Here is a 19,423-nt window from a genome sequence, read left to right as displayed (position 1 = left end):
ATTTGTAAAATTTCAATTTTTTTTGCATGCAGAACGTCAATCGCGTGGCGCAAATTTTGTGTTGTAGAAAGATGCAGTTAAGCTATGGCGATGACACTTTGCAGGAGAGCAAAATGACCACCCCATTAACATGGCACGATGTACTGGCAGAAGAGAAGCAGCAACCTTATTTTGTTAACACCCTGAAAACCGTTGCTGAAGAACGCCAATCTGGCATCACCATCTACCCACCGCAAAAAGATGTCTTTAATGCGTTTCGTTACACCGAATTAAGCGATGTCAAAGTGGTGATCCTGGGCCAGGATCCCTACCACGGACCCGGGCAGGCTCACGGCCTTGCCTTTTCTGTTCTACCAGGAATTGCGACACCACCATCACTGCTTAATATGTACAAGGAACTGGAAGGGACGATACCTGGATTTCAGCGCCCGACTCACGGTTATCTCGAAAGCTGGGCACGTCAGGGCGTGCTGCTGCTCAATACCGTATTAACGGTACGGATGGGGCAAGCGCACTCACACGCCAGCCTCGGATGGGAAACCTTCACCGATAAAGTGATTTCATTGATCAACCAACATCGGGAGGGTGTGGTGTTCCTGCTGTGGGGGTCACATGCGCAAAAGAAAGGGGCGATTATCGATCGTCAGCGCCATTGCGTACTGAAAGCGCCGCATCCGTCACCGCTTTCTGCCCATCGCGGGTTCTTTGGCAGCAACCATTTTGTCCAGGCCAATCAGTGGCTGGCTGAACGCGGCGAAGCACCGATTGACTGGGTTCCGGTGTTACCAACTGAAAACGAGTAAATGGCCGTCCGTATGAATCTACGGACCAATCATCGCTCAGATTCAGGACAAAAAAATACCAGCATTCGCATTACAGCTGTGCTGGCATTTTTTACTTTGAATTAAGGTATCAAGCCTTATTCTGACGCCACCACTCTGCCAGCAATACGCCGGTAGCAACAGAAACGTTCAGGCTCTCCACATTACCAGTCCCTTCGATAGCCACATTCAGATCGGCACTGGAGATCGCCGCATCGGACAGACCATCACTCTCTTGCCCTAACACCAGCACCATCTTCTTCGGCAGCTCGGCTTTAAACAGCGGAGTACCATTATGGCTGGAAGTAGAAACAATCGCGTAACCCGCGCTGCGGAATCTCTCGAGCGTATCAATGAAGCTATCGCCAGTGATCGGTTCAACGTGCTCTGCGCCACCTTCTGCTGTACGGATTGCGGCACCGGACTCCAGTACTCCAGCATCCTGCACAACAACGCCTTTAACGCCGAAATGCGCGCAGCTACGCATGATCGCGCCGAGGTTATGGGGATTACCCACATCTTCCAGCGCCAGAACGCAATCTTCAGCATCAGCTTTAGCAACCCACTGTTCAACCGATGTGCCATGGCGCTTTTTAATCAGGAAGCAAACGCCGCCATGATGTTCAGTACCTGAAGCTTTAGCCAGTTCAGCTTCATCAACAACGTGATAGGCTTTGCGATTTGCCGCCATCCAGCGCAGAGCTTCTTTAAAGCGAGGCGTTACGCTCTGGATAAACCAGGCACGCACGATGGCATCTGGACGGCTCTGGAATAAGGCCTGGCAGGCATTTTCACCATAAACGCGGGTCTCTTCCGCACGCTGACGACGCAACACTTCCGGATCGATAAAGCTTTTACCGCTGATCCCACCGTGATCGGCTTTTACCGGATTTTCTTCTCCAGGCACACGAGACACGGTACGCCACGGAGACGAGCCTTCACCACCGAAATCATCACGCTTGCGATCGTCACGTTTACGGTCACCACCGCGGCTACTTCTTTCATCGCGCGCAGGGCGGTTGCGGCCGTCAACGCGTGATTTTCCTGGACGACCTCCCCCTTTCCCGGTACGCGGGTTTTGGGTGCGTTTCTCAGAATCATCATCACTGCGGACATACATCACTTTGACCTTGCCGCTTTTATTTTTCAGTTCGTCGCTCATCAATTTTCTCCACCTGCGCTGCGCGAAGCGCGCAGATTACCCGATGTGTCATCACTTAGCCATTATTTCATTTAAAAGCCTGGGTCTATCGTATTCATCGAACAAAACACATTGTCCTTTAATAGCTAGCCATCGATAATATGTAACATTACAGATACAAATCGGCCACGTGCCACGCTGCAACCCATAACCAGAGGTTAGTTATGAATACCGTTTGTGCCAGTTGTCAGGCTCTGAACCGCATCCCAGACGATCGTAGCGCTGATGGCGCAAAATGTGGGCGCTGCGGTCACGATCTTTTTGACGGCGACGTAATCAACGCGACCGGGGCAACGCTGGATAAACTACTGAAGGACGATCTCCCCGTCGTTGTCGATTTCTGGGCGCCATGGTGCGGCCCCTGCCGTAACTTCGCGCCGATCTTTGAAGATGTAGCTGAAGAACGTAGTGGCGAAATGCGTTTCGTGAAAGTGAATACCGAAATGGAACGAGAACTCAGCGCTCGCTTTCGCATTCGTAGCATCCCGACCATTATGATGTTTAAAAATGGCGAAGTCATCGATATGCTGAGCGGTGCCGTCCCTAAAGCGCCTTTCGATAGCTGGCTAAACGAAGCCGGCCAGCAGTAAACCTGACGGGGCACTGCTTGTGCCCCGTTTTTACCTCTGCGACAATGGCGTTTTTTCTTAGCGATCTCCATGACTGATAACGCCGTCCTTCGTCTTCGCGCTGAACGCCTCGCTCGCGCCACCCGTCCTTTCCTTGCTCGCGGCAACCGCATTCACCGCTGCCAGCGTTGCTTGCTGCCGTTGAAACAGTGCCTTTGCGAGACCCTCAACCCGGTTGCCGCTTCCAGTCGTTTTTGTCTGGTAATGTTCGATACCGAGCCGATGAAGCCCAGCAATACCGGGCGCCTTATTGCCGATACTCTTCCGAATACCGAAGCGTTCCAGTGGTCACGCACCGAGCCGCCACAGGCGTTGCTTGATTTAGTCACCAATCCCCATTACCAACCAATGGTGGTTTTTCCTGCTTCTTATGCCGGCACCGAACGCCAGGTGCTTGATGCACCACCTGGGGGCAAACCACCGCTATTTATTATGCTCGATGGTACCTGGCCCGAAGCTCGAAAAATGTTCCGTAAAAGCCCCTGGCTGGATGCACTGCCGATTATTTCCGTTGACCTGTCCCGTATCTCTGCTTACCACCTGCGGGAAGCCCATGCGCAAGGGCAATACTGCACTGCCGAAGTGGCGATTGCATTGCTGGATCTCGCGGGAGATAAACCCGCAGCCACAGCGCTTGGCGAGCACTTTAGCTTGTTCAGGGCCCGCTATCTGGCAGGAAAAACGCAGCATAAGGGCAGCATCACAGCATACCAGACAGAAAACGTTTAAAATCATTCGGTCACTGGAGATTTAAGGAGACCGGTATGAGCCAACGAGGTCTGGAAGCATTGCTGCGGCCAAAGTCGATAGTCGTAATTGGCGCATCAATGAAACCACAGCGTGCCGGTTATCTGATGATGCGCAACCTGCTGGCTGGCGGGTTTAATGGCCCTGTGCTTCCTGTGACGCCAACCTGGAAAGCGGTTCAGGGCGTGCTGGCCTGGCCGACTATCGACAGCCTGCCATTTACACCCGATCTTGCTGTGCTGTGCACTAATGCCCGGAGAAACCTTGATTTGCTGGAAGCCTTGGGGCAAAAAGGGTGTAAAACCTGCATCATTCTGTCTTCAATACCCGACCAATATCCTGCGCTGCTTAAGTGTGCCGCCCGCTATCAAATGCGGCTGCTCGGGCCAAACAGTCTCGGCCTGCTTGCGCCATGGCAGGGGCTCAATGCCAGCTTTTCTCCGGTTCCAATTCATCGCGGTAAACTGGCGTTTATTTCCCAGTCAGCAGCGGTCTCCAACACTATCCTCGACTGGGCGCAGCAGCGAGAGATGGGTTTTTCTTACTTTATAGCACTGGGTGACAGTCTGGATATCGACGTCGATGATTTACTCGACTTCCTGGCTCGCGATAGCAAGACTAGCGCCATTCTGCTCTACCTTGAGCATATTAGTGATGCCCGACGTTTTGTTTCGGCGGCGCGTAGCGCATCGCGTAATAAACCTATCCTGGTGATTAAAAGCGGGCGTAGTCCGGCGGCGCAGAAACTGCTGCACGTTAATTCAGGGATGGATCCTGCATGGGATGCTGCTATTCAGCGTGCGGGCTTATTGCGGGTACAGGACACGCATGAGCTGTTCTCCGCTGTCGAAACCCTCAGCCATATGCGCCCACTGCGCGGCGAGAAACTGATGATTATCAGCAACGGAGCGGCTCCGGCTGCGCTGGCGTTGGATGAGCTCTGGCTGCGAAATGGTAAACTTGCTGCTCTCAGCGAAGAGACCAGCGACAAACTGCGCCAAGCATTACCTGCTGGCATCGATATCGCCAACCCCTTAGATCTCCGCGATGATGCCAGTAGCGAGCATTACCTTAATGCGCTGAACGCCCTGCTTGATAGCCATGACTATGATGCACTGCTGGTGATCCATGCCCCAAGTGCCGCCGCACCGGGAACGGAAAGCGCACTGGCGCTAATTGATGCCCTGAAACGCCACCCACGCGGTAAATACGTTACCGTTCTCACCAACTGGTGTGGCGAATTCTCTTCTCAGGAAGCACGGCGTTTGTTTAGCGATGCGGGCCTACCGACTTATCGGACTCCCGAGGGCACTATTACTGCCTTTATGCACATGGTGGAATACCGACGTAACCAAAAACAGCTCCGGGAAACGCCGGTTCTGTCAGACTCGTTAACCGCCAACACTGCTGAAGCCCGAGACTTGCTGCAACGCGCAATCAATGAAGGCGCAACGTCGCTGGATACCCATGAAGTGAGCCCCGTTCTGCGCGCTTATGGCATCCATACTCTGCCGACGTGGATTGCTGCCGATAGTGCTGAAGCAGTACATATCGCCGAGCAGATTGGTTATCCGGTGGCGCTGAAGCTACGCTCGCCGGATATCCCCCATAAGTCAGAAGTTCAGGGGGTTATGCTTTATCTACGTACTGCCATCGAAGTACAGCAGGCGGCGGATGCTATTATCGATCGCGTGAAAATGACCTGGCCGCAGGCGCGTATTCACGGACTGCTGGTACAAAGTATGGCCAACCGCGCCGGGGCACAGGAGCTTCGAGTGGTAGTGGAGCACGATCCGGTCTTCGGGCCACTGATCATGCTGGGTGAAGGCGGCGTCGAGTGGCGTGCAGAAGATCAGGCTGCCGTCGCGCTACCGCCGTTGAATATGAACCTGGCGCGCTATCTGGTCATTCAGGCAATCAAGAGTAAAAAAATGCGCGGTCGCAGCGCGCTACGACCATTAGACATTCCTGGCCTGAGTCAATTGCTGGTACAGGTATCTAATTTAATTGTCGACTGCCCGGAGATTCAGCGCCTGGACATCCATCCTTTACTCGCTTCCGGTCACGAGTTTACTGCGCTTGATGTCACGTTAAGTCTTGCCCCTTTTACCGGGGATAGCGAAAGCCGCCTGGCCGTGCGTCCCTATCCGCAACAGCAGGAAGAGTGGGTGGTAATGAAAAATGGCGAACGTTGCCTGTTTCGCCCTATTCTTCCAGAAGATGAGCCGCAGTTGCTGGCCTTTATCGGACAAGTAACGAAGGAAGATCTTTACTATCGTTACTTCAGCGAAATCAATGAATTTACGCATGACGATTTAGCCAATATGACGCAGATAGACTACGATCGAGAAATGGCTTTTGTTGCCGTGCGTGCAACGGCAGAGGGAAATGAGATCCTCGGGGTAACTCGCGCGATCTCCGACCCGGATAATATTGATGCCGAGTTTGCCGTGCTGGTACGCTCCGACCTGAAAGGTCTGGGCTTAGGCCGTAGGCTACTAGAAAAATTAATTGCTTATACGCAAAACCACGGTCTGCAACGACTTAACGGCATCACAATGCCTAACAATAAAGGCATGATAGGCCTTGCCAGAAAGCTGGGATTTACGGTTGATATCCAGTTGGAAGATGGAATTGTCAGTTTGTCTCTACAACTTGCACCAGCGCAATCATAAACGGGTGAGCGCAATTGTTGACTACTTTAACGGGTAGTAATGGTATTATTGCCCGCTTACGTCGTCTGCATGGTACAGAAGACCCTTCAATAAACAGAGAAGAAACGCACTGTGATGTTGTCAAAATTTAAACGAAATAAACATCAACAACACCTTGCCCAACTCCCTAAGCTTTCTCAGTCAGTTGATGATATCGAGTTTTTTTACGCTCCCGCAGATTTTCGGCAAGCGTTACTGGCAAAGATAGCTCAAGCCACCCAGCGTATTTGTATTATTGCGCTCTATCTGGAACAGGATGATGGCGGCAAAGGAATTTTGCAGGCACTGTATGACGCTAAACGTCAGCGTCCAGAATTAGATGTTCGGGTACTGGTCGACTGGCATCGAGCCCAGCGTGGTCGTATAGGTGCCGCGGCCTCAAACACCAATGCCGATTGGTATTGCCGTATGGCGCAGGAAAATCCCGGCGTCGATATTCCGGTTTATGGCGTTCCGGTAAATACCCGGGAGGCACTCGGCGTTCTCCATTTCAAAGGTTTTATCGTTGATGATTGCGTTCTCTACAGCGGCGCGAGTCTGAATGATGTTTACCTGCATCAACACGATAAGTATCGCTATGACCGCTACCAGTGCATTCGCAACGGTAAAATGGCCGATGTTATGTTCGATTGGGTTGAGAATAACCTGGTGCAAGGTCGTGGGGTTAATCGCCTGGACAAGGCCGATCGACCGAAAAGTCCGGAAATCAAAAATGATATCCGTCAGTATCGTCAGGAACTTCGCGATAGCAGCTACCATTTTCTCGGCGACGCAGATGAAGATCAGTTATCAGTAACACCACTGGTTGGCTTAGGCAAATCAAGCCTGCTGAATAAAACTATCTTCCATCTGATGCCCTGTGCAGAGCACAAGTTGACCATCTGCACACCTTATTTCAACCTACCCGCTCTACTAGTGCGTAATATCATTCAGCTACTACGTAGCGGAAAGAAAGTTGAAATTATTGTCGGCGATAAAACGGCCAACGATTTCTATATCCCAGAAGATCAGCCGTTTAAAATCATCGGCGCACTTCCCTATCTCTATGAAATTAATCTGCGTCGCTTCCTGAGTCGACTGCAGTATTATGTCAACACTGACCAACTGATTGTCCGTTTATGGAAAGATGACGATAACAGCTACCACCTGAAAGGCATGTGGGTTGATGACGAATGGATGTTGCTGACGGGAAATAACCTGAACCCTCGCGCATGGCGACTTGATCTGGAAAATGCCATTCTTATCCACGATCCGAAACATCAACTTGGCGCAGTGCGTGAAAAAGAGCTTAATCTCATTCGCAAGCATACGACAATCGTCCAACACTACCGTGATTTGCAAAGCATTGCTGATTACCCGGTAAAAGTTCGCAAGCTGATTAGGCGTCTGAGACGTATCCGAATCGACCGTCTTATTAGCCGTATCCTCTGAATTTCCGCCCCACTATATGTGGGGCTTTTTGTGGATTTTATATGCGCATTATCGTGATTATCGCTCTGCTATTATTGCTAACCGGTTGTAGTCATATGGCTAATGACTCCTGGAAAGGCCAGGATAAAGCACAGCATTTCCTCGCCTCAGCAATGCTCTCTGCTGCAGGTAATGAATATGCCCAGCACCAGGGCTATAGCCGCGATCGTAGTGCAGCTATCGGTTTTATGTTTTCCGTGAGCTTAGGTGCATCTAAAGAGTTGTGGGACAGCCGCCCCGCAGGAAGCGGCTGGAGTTGGAAAGATTTCGCCTGGGATGTAGCGGGTGCCACTACAGGCTATGCCGTATGGCAGCTGGCCCATCAATAATTCTACAAACGCAGACCTTTACCTTTGCGGTGCAAAGTCAAGGAGACCAGGAAAGCTATTGCCCCCATTACGGTCACATACCAGTAAAAGGCGTGCTCGATTCCGGCCGATTTTAACGACAGCGCGACATACTCCGCTGAGCCGCCAAAGAGCGCGTTGGCAACCGCATAAGATAATCCAACCCCTAAGGCACGTACCTGAGCCGGAAACATTTCGGCCTTCAGGATCCCGCTAATTGAAGTATAGAAACTCACTATCAGCAACGCACATATAACCAAAGCAAATGCTGCATACGGTGAACTCACACTCTGCAATGCATTCAGGATAGGAACGGTAAAGACGGTAACCAATACGCCGAAGCAGAGCATTGAGGTTCGGCGGCCAATCTTATCCGAAAGAGCACCAAAAAGCGGTTGAACCAACATATAAACGAACAAGGCTGCGGTCATGATCATGCTGGCAGTACCCGCCGTCATACCAGCAGTGTTGACCAAGTATTTTTGCATATAGGTTGTAAAGGTATAAAAGCTTAACGAACCAGCGGCAGTAAAACCGAGTACCATAATAAATGCCTTACGGTTACGCCATAGCCCTTTAAACGAACCCGCCTCTTTTAGCGCACGAGTTTCCTGTTTAGAGGTTTCATCTAATTGACGACGCAGCCACAGAGCAACGATGGCTAATACGGCGCCAAGGGCAAAGGGGATGCGCCATCCCCAGGCATGAAGATCTTCATCACTAAGGATCTGCTGTAATGCGACAACAACAAGCACCGCCAGAAGTTGGCCACCAATCAACGTGACATACTGAAATGAAGCGTAAAAACCTTTCTTACCTTCCACCGCAACTTCACTCATGTAGGTTGCGCTGGTGCCGTATTCTCCGCCGACGGAAAGGCCCTGGAACAGGCGTGCCAGCAGCAGCAATGCCGGAGCCCAGGTCCCGATAGTGGCATATCCCGGTAGACAAGCAATCACCAGCGATCCGAAGCACATCATGCATACCGAAATCAGCATAGAAGCTTTACGTCCGCGACGATCGGCAATGCGTCCGAATAACCACCCTCCGATAGGACGCATCAGAAAACCGGCAGCAAACACCCCCGCCGTTTGTAACAATTGCGTGGTGGTATTTCCCGAAGGAAAGAAGATGTGTGCGAAATAGAGTGAGCAAAACGAATAGACGTAAAAATCAAACCACTCAACCAGATTCCCTGATGATGCCCCCACAATTGCCCATATACGACGCCGGGTATCAGCATGATCAAGCGATCCGCGTTCGTGAATGCTACTTTCTGTCATTGTAATTTTGCTCCAGCAAGAACTGCAATCTGCCGCGTCGGGTGAACCAACTCATTCAGATAAATCAATTAGTGAATTAAATGTTATATAATTGTTATAATTTTATATGTGACGATAATCACATTTTATTTCGTTATATGAGTGTTCAAGATTAATGCGAATGCCCGGCCAAGGATAAAGTGAAATATGAGGGCAAGAGAGTTTGCGCAGGCTTTTATGTTGTAGAAAAGGGAGAATATTCTTGGGATTGAAGAGGATTTGTTTAGTGTTTAAAAACGCAAAAAGCCCATCCTGACGGATGGGCTCTTCACTTAATTAATGCCTGGCAGTTCCCTACTCTCACATGGGGAGACCCCACACTACCATCGGCGCTACGGCGTTTCACTTCTGAGTTCGGCATGGGGTCAGGTGGGACCACCGCGCTGTCGCCGCCAGGCAAATTCTGTTTATCTGTATCAAGCTGAATTTCTCTCAAACCCGCCAAAACATCTTCGGCGTTGTAAGGTTAAGCCTCACGGTTCATTAGTACCGGTTAGCTCAACGTATCGCTACGCTTACACACCCGGCCTATCAACGTCGTCGTCTTCAACGTTCCTTCAGGACCCTTAAAGGGTCAGGGAGAACTCATCTCGGGGCAAGTTTCGTGCTTAGATGCTTTCAGCACTTATCTCTTCCGCATTTAGCTACCGGGCAATGCCATTGGCATGACAACCCGAACACCAGTGATGCGTCCACTCCGGTCCTCTCGTACTAGGAGCAGCCCCCCTCAATTCTCCAGCGCCCACGGCAGATAGGGACCGAACTGTCTCACGACGTTCTAAACCCAGCTCGCGTACCACTTTAAATGGCGAACAGCCATACCCTTGGGACCTACTTCAGCCCCAGGATGTGATGAGCCGACATCGAGGTGCCAAACACCGCCGTCGATATGAACTCTTGGGCGGTATCAGCCTGTTATCCCCGGAGTACCTTTTATCCGTTGAGCGATGGCCCTTCCATTCAGAACCACCGGATCACTATGACCTGCTTTCGCACCTGCTCGCGCCGTCACGCTCGCAGTCAAGCTAGCTTATGCCATTGCACTAACCTCCTGATGTCCGACCAGGATTAGCTAACCTTCGTGCTCCTCCGTTACTCTTTAGGAGGAGACCGCCCCAGTCAAACTACCCACCAGACACTGTCCGCAACCCGGATCACGGGTCCACGTTAGAACACCAGCCATTAAAGGGTGGTATTTCAAGGATGGCTCCATGCAGACTGGCGTCCACACTTCAAAGCCTCCCACCTATCCTACACATCAAGGACCAGTGTTCAGTGTCAAGCTATAGTAAAGGTTCACGGGGTCTTTCCGTCTTGCCGCGGGTACACTGCATCTTCACAGCGAGTTCAATTTCACTGAGTCTCGGGTGGAGACAGCCTGGCCATCATTACGCCATTCGTGCAGGTCGGAACTTACCCGACAAGGAATTTCGCTACCTTAGGACCGTTATAGTTACGGCCGCCGTTTACCGGGGCTTCGATCAAGAGCTTCTCCGCGAGGATAACCCCATCAATTAACCTTCCGGCACCGGGCAGGCGTCACACCGTATACGTCCACTTTCGTGTTTGCACAGTGCTGTGTTTTTAATAAACAGTTGCAGCCAGCTGGTATCTTCGACTGATTTCAGCTCCATGAGCAAGTCACTTCACTTACCATCAGCGTGCCTTCTCCCGAAGTTACGGCACCATTTTGCCTAGTTCCTTCACCCGAGTTCTCTCAAGCGCCTTGGTATTCTCTACCTGACCACCTGTGTCGGTTTGGGGTACGATTTGATGTTACCTGATGCTTAGAGGCTTTTCCTGGAAGCAGGGCATTTGTTACTTCAGCACCGTAGTGCCTCGTCATCACACCTCAGCGTTAAATGACGTTCCGGATTTACCTAAAACGCCCGCCTACATGCTTAAACCGGGACAACCGTCGCCCGGCTAACATAGCCTTCTCCGTCCCCCCTTCGCAGTAACACCGAGTACAGGAATATTAACCTGTTTCCCATCGACTACGCCTTTCGGCCTCGCCTTAGGGGTCGACTCACCCTGCCCCGATTAACGTTGGACAGGAACCCTTGGTCTTCCGGCGAGCGGGCTTTTCACCCGCTTTATCGTTACTTATGTCAGCATTCGCACTTCTGATACCTCCAGCAACCCTCACAGGCCACCTTCAACGGCTTACAGAACGCTCCCCTACCCAACAACACATAGTGTCGCTGCCGCAGCTTCGGTGCATGGTTTAGCCCCGTTACATCTTCCGCGCAGGCCGACTCGACCAGTGAGCTATTACGCTTTCTTTAAATGATGGCTGCTTCTAAGCCAACATCCTGGCTGTCTGTGCCTTCCCACATCGTTTCCCACTTAACCATGACTTTGGGACCTTAGCTGGCGGTCTGGGTTGTTTCCCTCTTCACGACGGACGTTAGCACCCGCCGTGTGTCTCCCGTGATAACATTCTTCGGTATTCGTAGTTTGCATCGGGTTGGTAAGTCGGGATGACCCCCTAGCCGAAACAGTGCTCTACCCCCGAAGATGAATTCACGAGGCGCTACCTAAATAGCTTTCGGGGAGAACCAGCTATCTCCCGGTTTGATTGGCCTTTCACCCCCAGCCACAAGTCATCCGCTAATTTTTCAACATTAGTCGGTTCGGTCCTCCAGTTAGTGTTACCCAACCTTCAACCTGCCCATGGCTAGATCACCGGGTTTCGGGTCTATACCCTGCAACTTAACGCCCAGTTAAGACTCGGTTTCCCTGCGGCTCCCCTATTCGGTTAACCTTGCTACAGAATATAAGTCGCTGACCCATTATACAAAAGGTACGCAGTCACCCAACAAGTGGGCTCCTACTGCTTGTACGTACACGGTTTCAGGTTCTGTTTCACTCCCCTCGCCGGGGTTCTTTTCGCCTTTCCCTCACGGTACTGGTTCACTATCGGTCAGTCAGGAGTATTTAGCCTTGGAGGATGGTCCCCCCATATTCAGACAGGATACCACGTGTCCCGCCCTACTCTTCGAGTTCACAGCCTGTGTGTTTTTGTGTACGGGAGTATCACCCTGTACCCTGCGACTTTCCAGACGCTTCCACTAACACACAAACTGATTCAGACTCTGGGCTCCTCCCCGTTCGCTCGCCGCTACTGGGGGAATCTCGGTTGATTTCTTTTCCTCGGGGTACTTAGATGTTTCAGTTCCCCCGGTTCGCTTCGTTAAGCTATGTATTCACTTAACGATAGTGTGACGAATCACACTGGGTTTCCCCATTCGGAAATCGTCGGTTATAACGGTTCATATCACCTTACCGACGCTTATCGCAGATTAGCACGTCCTTCATCGCCTCTGACTGCCAGGGCATCCACCGTGTACGCTTAGTCGCTTAACCTCACAACCCGAAGATGTTTCACTTCATGATTGCGAAAATTTGAGAGACTCGAACACACCGTCATTCTGTTCTTATTACGGAGAACAGACGCAGCGTGTCGTTTCAATTTTCAGCTTGATCCAGATTTTTAAAGAGCAAATATCTCAAACGTAACTCACTGAGTTAGTTTTGAGATATCGGTGGGTTGTGTCTTTCACTCACAGCCAGCAAGTGGCGTCCCCTAGGGGATTCGAACCCCTGTTGCCGCCGTGAAAGGGCGGAGTCCTAACCGCTAGACGAAGGGGACACGAGGTGTCGCGACTTCGCAGCCGTCTTGCTTCTTTACATTCATCAGACAATCTGTGTGAGCACTACAAAGGCAGGTTCTTTAAGGTAAGGAGGTGATCCAACCGCAGGTTCCCCTACGGTTACCTTGTTACGACTTCACCCCAGTCATGAATCACAAAGTGGTAAGCGCCCTCCCGAAGGTTAAGCTACCTACTTCTTTTGCAACCCACTCCCATGGTGTGACGGGCGGTGTGTACAAGGCCCGGGAACGTATTCACCGTGGCATTCTGATCCACGATTACTAGCGATTCCGACTTCACGGAGTCGAGTTGCAGACTCCGATCCGGACTACGACATACTTTATGAGGTCCGCTTGCTCTCGCGAGGTCGCTTCTCTTTGTATATGCCATTGTAGCACGTGTGTAGCCCTACTCGTAAGGGCCATGATGACTTGACGTCATCCCCACCTTCCTCCAGTTTATCACTGGCAGTCTCCTTTGAGTTCCCGACCGAATCGCTGGCAACAAAGGATAAGGGTTGCGCTCGTTGCGGGACTTAACCCAACATTTCACAACACGAGCTGACGACAGCCATGCAGCACCTGTCTCACGGTTCCCGAAGGCACCAAGCCATCTCTGGCAAGTTCCGTGGATGTCAAGAGTAGGTAAGGTTCTTCGCGTTGCATCGAATTAAACCACATGCTCCACCGCTTGTGCGGGCCCCCGTCAATTCATTTGAGTTTTAACCTTGCGGCCGTACTCCCCAGGCGGTCGACTTAACGCGTTAGCTCCGGAAGCCACTCCTCAAGGGAACAACCTCCAAGTCGACATCGTTTACAGCGTGGACTACCAGGGTATCTAATCCTGTTTGCTCCCCACGCTTTCGCACCTGAGCGTCAGTCTTTGTCCAGGGGGCCGCCTTCGCCACCGGTATTCCTCCAGATCTCTACGCATTTCACCGCTACACCTGGAATTCTACCCCCCTCTACAAGACTCTAGCCTGCCAGTTTCGAATGCAGTTCCCAGGTTGAGCCCGGGGATTTCACATCCGACTTGACAGACCGCCTGCGTGCGCTTTACGCCCAGTAATTCCGATTAACGCTTGCACCCTCCGTATTACCGCGGCTGCTGGCACGGAGTTAGCCGGTGCTTCTTCTGCGAGTAACGTCAATGAAAATGGTTATTAACCACTCCCCCTTCCTCCTCGCTGAAAGTACTTTACAACCCGAAGGCCTTCTTCATACACGCGGCATGGCTGCATCAGGCTTGCGCCCATTGTGCAATATTCCCCACTGCTGCCTCCCGTAGGAGTCTGGACCGTGTCTCAGTTCCAGTGTGGCTGGTCATCCTCTCAGACCAGCTAGGGATCGTCGCCTTGGTGAGCCGTTACCTCACCAACAAGCTAATCCCATCTGGGCACATCTGATGGCATGAGGCCCGAAGGTCCCCCACTTTGGTCTTGCGACGTTATGCGGTATTAGCTACCGTTTCCAGTAGTTATCCCCCTCCATCAGGCAGTTTCCCAGACATTACTCACCCGTCCGCCACTCGTCACCCGAGAGCAAGCTCTCTGTGCTACCGTTCGACTTGCATGTGTTAGGCCTGCCGCCAGCGTTCAATCTGAGCCATGATCAAACTCTTCAATTTAAGTTTGATGCTCGTGAATTAAACTTCGTAATGAATTACGTATGTTCACTCAGAGACTTGGTATTCATTTATTGTCCGAAGACATTAAGAATCCATGTCACTTTGAGTGCCCACACAGATTGTCTGATAAATTGTTAAAGAGCAGTGCAACGCGGCTTTCACTCACCGTTGCGAGGTGGCGTATATTACGCTTTCCTCTTTCAGAGTCAACCTTATTTTCAGGTTTTTCTCTTCAACCGACCCGGCTGTTTGTGTGAAGTGATTCACATCTGCCGTGTCAGTGGGAGCGCATTATAGGGAGTAATTCCGAAGTGACAAGGGGAATTTCCAAAAAAAGATCCACCCGATTACTTTTCGAGCAAAAATCTTATCCAGTTTAAATTATCGCCTGGTTTTTAAACAAAAACGAGCCCAATGGGCTCGTTTTTGTTGTTTTGTGATTTACTGCACTGCCACAATCCGATCGTCTTTCACAATTAATTGCACTTCTTTCCCTGGAATCAGCTCCCCAGAAAGAATCTGCTGTGCCAGCGGGTTTTCGATCTGTTGCTGGATAGCCCGTTTCAGTGGACGTGCACCATAAACAGGATCGTAACCATTTTCGCTCAGTAACTTCAGCGCATCATCAGATATGCGTACTTCATAACCACGCTCCTCCAGACGTTTGTACAACCGCTGCAGTTGAATCTGCGCAATTGAAGCAATGTGTTTTTCACCCAGCGGGTGGAATACAACGACTTCATCAATACGGTTGATAAATTCCGGGCGGAAACTTTGACTAACAACCCCCAGAACTATGTCTTTCATGTGGCTATAATCCAACTCCCCAAAACGTTCCTGAATAAGATCCGAACCAAGGTTAGAAGTCATAATGACGACCGTATTACGGAAGTCGACCGTTCTGCCCTGCCCGTCAGTCAAACGACCATCATCCAGAACCTGCAACAGAATGTTAAAGACATCTGGATGCGCTTTTTCCACTTCATCCAATAGGATGACGGAATAAGGACGACGGCGAACCGCTTCAGTCAGATAGCCACCTTCTTCATAACCGACATATCCCGGAGGCGCCCCCACCAAACGCGAGACGGAATGTTTCTCCATAAACTCGGACATATCGATACGAACCATCGCATCGTCGCTATCAAACATGAAGTTGGCCAGCGCTTTACAAAGTTCCGTTTTACCAACACCGGTTGGCCCAAGAAACAGGAATGAGCCAATCGGTCGGTTCGGATCTGACAGGCCAGCACGGCTACGACGGATCGCATTCGATACCGCTTCAACCGCCTCATTCTGACCAATCACGCGATGGTGCAAGTCCTGTTCCATACGCAACAGCTTTTCGCGCTCACCTTCCAGCATTCTGGCGACAGGGATTCCGGTCCAGCGAGCCAGCACTTCCGCAATTTCTGCATCCGTTACTTTATTACGCAACAGGCGCATGGTCTTGCCTTCAGACTGAGTTGCAGCCGCCAGCTGTTTTTCCAGCTCAGGAATTTTGCCATATTGCAGTTCAGACATCCGTGCCAGATCGCCGACGCGACGCGCCTGTTCAATGGCTATTTTTGCCTGCTCCAGCTCAGCCTTAATCGTCTGAGTTCCAGAGAGCGAAGCCTTTTCAGCCTTCCACTCTTCCTCTAATACTGAATATTGGCGTTCTTTATCCGCCAGCTCTTCATTCAGCATATCCAGCCGCTTGATACTGGCTTCATCCGACTCTTTCTTCAACGCCTGCTGCTCCAGCTTGAGCTGAATAATACGGCGGTCAAGGCGATCGAGCTCTTCCGGCTTCGAGTCAATCTGCATACGAATGCTGGATGCGGCCTCATCAATCAGGTCGATAGCCTTATCCGGCAACTGACGGTCGGCAATGTAACGATGAGACAACGTTGCTGCCGCCACAATCGCCGGGTCAGTGATCTGCACATGGTGGTGCAGTTCATAACGTTCTTTCAATCCACGCAGAATCGCGATGGTATCTTCAACTGTCGGCTCCGCGACGAACACTTTCTGGAAACGACGTTCCAGCGCAGCATCTTTTTCAATATACTGGCGATATTCATCAAGCGTTGTAGCACCAACGCAGTGCAGTTCACCACGAGCCAGAGCCGGTTTCAGCATGTTCCCGGCGTCCATTGCACCGTCTGCTTTACCCGCGCCTACCATGGTGTGCAGCTCATCGATAAACAGAATAACGTTGCCTTCCTGCTTAGCAAGATCGTTCAGCACGCCTTTTAAGCGCTCTTCAAACTCACCACGATACTTGGCCCCCGCCACCAGCGAACCCATATCCAGCGCCAGTACTCGGCGGCCCTTCAGGCCTTCCGGTACCTCACCATTCACAATTCGCTGCGCCAGTCCTTCAACAATGGCCGTTTTACCGACGCCTGGCTCACCAATGAGCACAGGGTTGTTTTTGGTACGACGCTGCAGTACCTGAATAGTACGGCGGATCTCTTCATCACGGCCGATCACCGGGTCAAGCTTGCCCTGCTCGGCACGCTCGGTCAGATCGACAGTAAATTTTTTCAATGCCTGACGTTGGTCTTCAGCACCCTGATCGTTCACGCTTTCACCTCCACGCATTTGTTCAATCGCCTGACTCACATTGGCGGTTGTTGCTCCGGCGGATTTCAAAAGGTCGGTCAGCGTACCGCGTGATTCAAGCGCCGCCAGAACGAACAGTTCCGACGAAATAAAGTTGTCCTTTCTCTTTTGCGCCAGCTTGTCGCAAAGGTTCAGAATACGCACCAAATCCTGAGATGGTTGAACATCACCACCGGTACCTTCCACCTGGGGTAAACGGCTCAGTGCCTGTTCAATATTGGTGCGTAACTCTCCGGCGTTGATGCCAGCTGAAGTTAATAAAGGACGTACCGATCCCCCTTCCTGATTCAGCAAGGCGCTCATTAAATGAAGAGGTTCGATGAATTGGTTGTCGTGCCCAAGTGCAAGCGACTGGGCATCGGCAAGAGCAAGCTGGAATTTATTGGTAAGACGATCCAGACGCATAACTCCTCCCATAACAGGTCAAATTTGCTACTGGAGATTAAATGAGGTCATCCCTCAATTATTCAAGGTGAAAGACCTGAACTATGCAAAAAATAAGTCTGCCTTCTGGATCGTCTTAGTCCGGCAGGTTATATCAGCCAGATGAAACTTGCCATACGCCCTGTCGTCTTGTCGCGACGATAAGAGAAAAAATCATTCTTTTCACTTAGAGTACAGCGGTCGCCACCGAAAACCAGCTCCACGCCGGCATTCGCCAGGCGCTGACGAGCCAGTTGATAGATGTTTGCAAGGTATTTCTCGCCCGTAGGACGAAATGCGCTCTCCGCTTGGACATCCTTTTCCATAAAGGCTTCACGTACTTCAGCGCCAACCTCAAATGCTTCCGGCCCAATAGCCGGGCCAAGCCAGGCCATGATATTTTCTGCTCGATCGGCAAAACAGGAGACCGTTTCTTCCAATACGCCTTCGCATAACCCACGCCAGCCGGCGTGAGCTGCCGCGACCTCAGTGCCTGCACGGTTACAAAAAAGCACCGGCAGGCAGTCAGCTGTCATTACCGCACATACCGTACCCGGCACATTGCAGTACGAAGCATCCGCACGTTTTGATTCATACGGCCCGCCGTCAAGTTTCAGTACCGCCGTGCCGTGAACTTGCTCCAGCCATACCGGATATGACGGCAGACCTCCTGCGGCAAACATCCGACGACGATTCTCTTCTACGTGCTGTAGATTGTCGCCACAATGAGCACCAAGGTTGAGTGAATAATAAGGATACTGGCTCACCCCACCAATACGAGTTGAACTACAGGCAACCACGCCTTCTGGTGCAGCCCATTGCGGAACAATCAATTTAGTCATAACCAGTCGATATCGTCCTTATGGTCTTCAAAATCAGCACGCATGGCATCAATCAAATCAACCATATCTTGTGGAATCGGCGCGTGCCATTCCATCTCAATGCCGCTAACCGGATGGTATAAACGCAGCATAGTGGCATGCAGAGCCTGGCGATCGAACTTACGCAGCGCTGAGATGAACTCTTCCGAAGCCCCTTTCGGCGGACGCGGGCGCCCACCGTAAACCTGATCGCCCACCAGCGGATGGGTGATATGCGCCATGTGCACACGAATCTGGTGCGTACGGCCGGTTTCCAGGCGCAAACGCAGACGAGTATGAATGCGGAAATGCTCCATTATACGATAATGCGTCACCGCCGGTTTCCCCATTGGGTGCACCGCCATATGAGTACGTTTGGTAGGATGGCGACTGATCGGTTCTTCAACCATTCCCCCAGCCGTCATGTGACCAATCGCCACCGCTTCATACTCACGGGTGATTTCACGCAGCTGCAGAGACTCCACTAGTCGGGTTTGCGCCGGGATAGTTTTCGCCACCACCATCAAACCGGTGGTGTCTTTATCCAGACGATGCACGATACCCGCACGCGGTACATTGGCGATGAGCGGATAGTGATGCAGCAGCGCATTCAGCACAGTACCGTCAGGATTGCCCGCGCCGGGGTGTACAACTAAACCGCGCGGTTTGTTAATTACGAGGATGTCATCATCTTCATAAACGATATTGAGCGGAATATCCTGCGGTTGAAAACGGACTTCTTCTTCGATTTCAACATCGACAGAAATCGTCTCTCCCCCCAGCACCTTCTCTTTCGGCTTGTCGCTGACATTACCGTTTACCAGCACTCTCTGGTTGAGGATCCATTCTTTTATGCGTGAACGCGAATAATCCGGGAACAATTCGGCCAAAGCCTGATCTAAGCGTTGACCGAGTTGTTTTTCGGTCACCGTTGCGTTGAGTTGTACTCGTTGTGCCATATACAGCTTCTTCGTTTAACGTTGGGTTTTACGGCTTT

General features: G+C 51.3%; 11 protein-coding genes, 1 tRNA gene and 3 rRNA genes. 6 read left to right on the top strand and 9 right to left on the bottom strand.

Annotated elements, in window-relative coordinates:
* Positions 1-113: 113 nt before the first annotated feature.
* Entirely contained in the window at positions 114-803 is a 690-nt protein-coding gene (ung, locus tag DA718_RS07175) for a uracil-DNA glycosylase (RefSeq protein ID WP_112215419.1), read from the top strand.
* 109 nt (positions 804-912) lie between these two features.
* On the opposite strand, the gene DA718_RS07170 is transcribed toward ung, so the two are convergent.
* Entirely contained in the window at positions 913-1,983 is a 1,071-nt protein-coding gene (locus tag DA718_RS07170) for a tRNA/rRNA methyltransferase (RefSeq protein WP_112215418.1), read from the bottom strand.
* A 203-nt stretch (positions 1,984-2,186) separates the two neighbouring features.
* Here DA718_RS07170 and trxC point away from each other — a divergent pair, with 203 nt between their 5' ends.
* The 5 genes from trxC to DA718_RS07145 all read left to right on the top strand — a co-directional run bounded on the left by trxC (position 2,187) and on the right by DA718_RS07145 (position 7,911).
* The gene (gene trxC / locus DA718_RS07165; protein ID WP_112215417.1) at positions 2,187-2,612 is read left to right on the top strand and encodes a thioredoxin TrxC; all 426 of its coding nucleotides are present in this window, start codon (positions 2,187-2,189) and stop codon (positions 2,610-2,612) included.
* 69 nt (positions 2,613-2,681) lie between these two features.
* Positions 2,682-3,380, top strand: coding sequence for a tRNA-uridine aminocarboxypropyltransferase (locus DA718_RS07160; protein ID WP_112215416.1), 699 nt, complete (start codon positions 2,682-2,684; stop codon positions 3,378-3,380).
* 35 nt (positions 3,381-3,415) lie between these two features.
* Entirely contained in the window at positions 3,416-6,073 is a 2,658-nt protein-coding gene (locus DA718_RS07155; RefSeq protein ID WP_112215415.1) for a bifunctional acetate--CoA ligase family protein/GNAT family N-acetyltransferase, read from the top strand.
* A gap of 114 nt (positions 6,074-6,187) precedes the next feature.
* Complete coding sequence (pssA, locus tag DA718_RS07150; protein WP_112215414.1) at positions 6,188-7,543, top strand: CDP-diacylglycerol--serine O-phosphatidyltransferase; 1,356 nt, start codon at positions 6,188-6,190, stop codon at positions 7,541-7,543.
* Positions 7,544-7,584: 41 nt separating this feature from the next.
* Positions 7,585-7,911, top strand: a complete 327-nt coding sequence (locus DA718_RS07145) for a YfiM family lipoprotein (protein WP_112215413.1) — start codon at positions 7,585-7,587, stop codon at positions 7,909-7,911.
* A 2-nt stretch (positions 7,912-7,913) separates the two neighbouring features.
* Here the strand turns inward: DA718_RS07145 and DA718_RS07140 are convergent, their stop codons facing one another.
* The 8 genes from DA718_RS07140 to rluD all read right to left on the bottom strand — a co-directional run bounded on the left by DA718_RS07140 (position 7,914) and on the right by rluD (position 19,385).
* Positions 7,914-9,212 (bottom strand): MFS transporter, encoded by a 1,299-nt coding sequence (locus DA718_RS07140; protein ID WP_112215412.1) that lies wholly within the window; start codon positions 9,210-9,212, stop codon positions 7,914-7,916.
* 320 nt (positions 9,213-9,532) lie between these two features.
* A 5S ribosomal RNA gene (gene rrf, locus DA718_RS07135) occupies positions 9,533-9,648 on the bottom strand.
* A gap of 65 nt (positions 9,649-9,713) precedes the next feature.
* Positions 9,714-12,620: ribosomal RNA gene (locus DA718_RS07130) — 23S ribosomal RNA — on the bottom strand.
* A 211-nt stretch (positions 12,621-12,831) separates the two neighbouring features.
* Positions 12,832-12,906: transfer RNA gene (locus tag DA718_RS07125), tRNA-Glu, on the bottom strand.
* A gap of 87 nt (positions 12,907-12,993) precedes the next feature.
* Positions 12,994-14,533: ribosomal RNA gene (locus DA718_RS07120) — 16S ribosomal RNA — on the bottom strand.
* The 16S, 23S and 5S rRNA genes sit together here with 1 tRNA gene alongside, the layout of an rRNA operon.
* Before the next feature lie 441 nt (positions 14,534-14,974).
* Positions 14,975-17,548: an ATP-dependent chaperone ClpB gene (gene clpB / locus DA718_RS07115; protein WP_112217084.1), complete on the bottom strand. Its 2,574-nt coding sequence runs from the start codon at positions 17,546-17,548 to the stop codon at positions 14,975-14,977.
* 128 nt (positions 17,549-17,676) lie between these two features.
* Positions 17,677-18,408, bottom strand: coding sequence for a purine nucleoside phosphorylase YfiH (yfiH, locus tag DA718_RS07110; protein WP_112217083.1), 732 nt, complete (start codon positions 18,406-18,408; stop codon positions 17,677-17,679).
* Positions 18,405-19,385: a 23S rRNA pseudouridine(1911/1915/1917) synthase RluD gene (rluD, locus tag DA718_RS07105; protein WP_110277470.1), complete on the bottom strand. Its 981-nt coding sequence runs from the start codon at positions 19,383-19,385 to the stop codon at positions 18,405-18,407. The genes yfiH and rluD overlap by 4 nt, the downstream gene beginning before the upstream one ends.
* Between the last annotated feature and the right edge of the window lie 38 nt (positions 19,386-19,423).

Source organism: Klebsiella huaxiensis (assembly GCF_003261575.2).
GTDB classification, from domain to species: domain Bacteria; phylum Pseudomonadota; class Gammaproteobacteria; order Enterobacterales; family Enterobacteriaceae; genus Klebsiella; species Klebsiella huaxiensis.
This window is presented reverse-complemented; position numbering and strand designations above follow the sequence as displayed.

Bases quoted from the DNA above. Each gene is read 5' to 3' on its own strand.
- ung (WP_112215419.1), top strand. From the start codon at position 114: ATGACCACCCCATTAACATGGCACGATGTACTGGCAGAAGAGAAGCAG.
- DA718_RS07170 (WP_112215418.1), bottom strand. From the start codon at position 1,983: ATGAGCGACGAACTGAAAAATAAAAGCGGCAAGGTCAAAGTGATGTAT.
- trxC (WP_112215417.1), top strand. From the start codon at position 2,187: ATGAATACCGTTTGTGCCAGTTGTCAGGCTCTGAACCGCATCCCAGAC.
- DA718_RS07160 (WP_112215416.1), top strand. From the start codon at position 2,682: ATGACTGATAACGCCGTCCTTCGTCTTCGCGCTGAACGCCTCGCTCGC.
- DA718_RS07155 (WP_112215415.1), top strand. From the start codon at position 3,416: ATGAGCCAACGAGGTCTGGAAGCATTGCTGCGGCCAAAGTCGATAGTC.
- pssA (WP_112215414.1), top strand. From the start codon at position 6,188: ATGTTGTCAAAATTTAAACGAAATAAACATCAACAACACCTTGCCCAA.
- DA718_RS07145 (WP_112215413.1), top strand. From the start codon at position 7,585: ATGCGCATTATCGTGATTATCGCTCTGCTATTATTGCTAACCGGTTGT.
- DA718_RS07140 (WP_112215412.1), bottom strand. From the start codon at position 9,212: ATGACAGAAAGTAGCATTCACGAACGCGGATCGCTTGATCATGCTGAT.
- clpB (WP_112217084.1), bottom strand. From the start codon at position 17,548: ATGCGTCTGGATCGTCTTACCAATAAATTCCAGCTTGCTCTTGCCGAT.
- yfiH (WP_112217083.1), bottom strand. From the start codon at position 18,408: ATGACTAAATTGATTGTTCCGCAATGGGCTGCACCAGAAGGCGTGGTT.
- rluD (WP_110277470.1), bottom strand. From the start codon at position 19,385: ATGGCACAACGAGTACAACTCAACGCAACGGTGACCGAAAAACAACTC.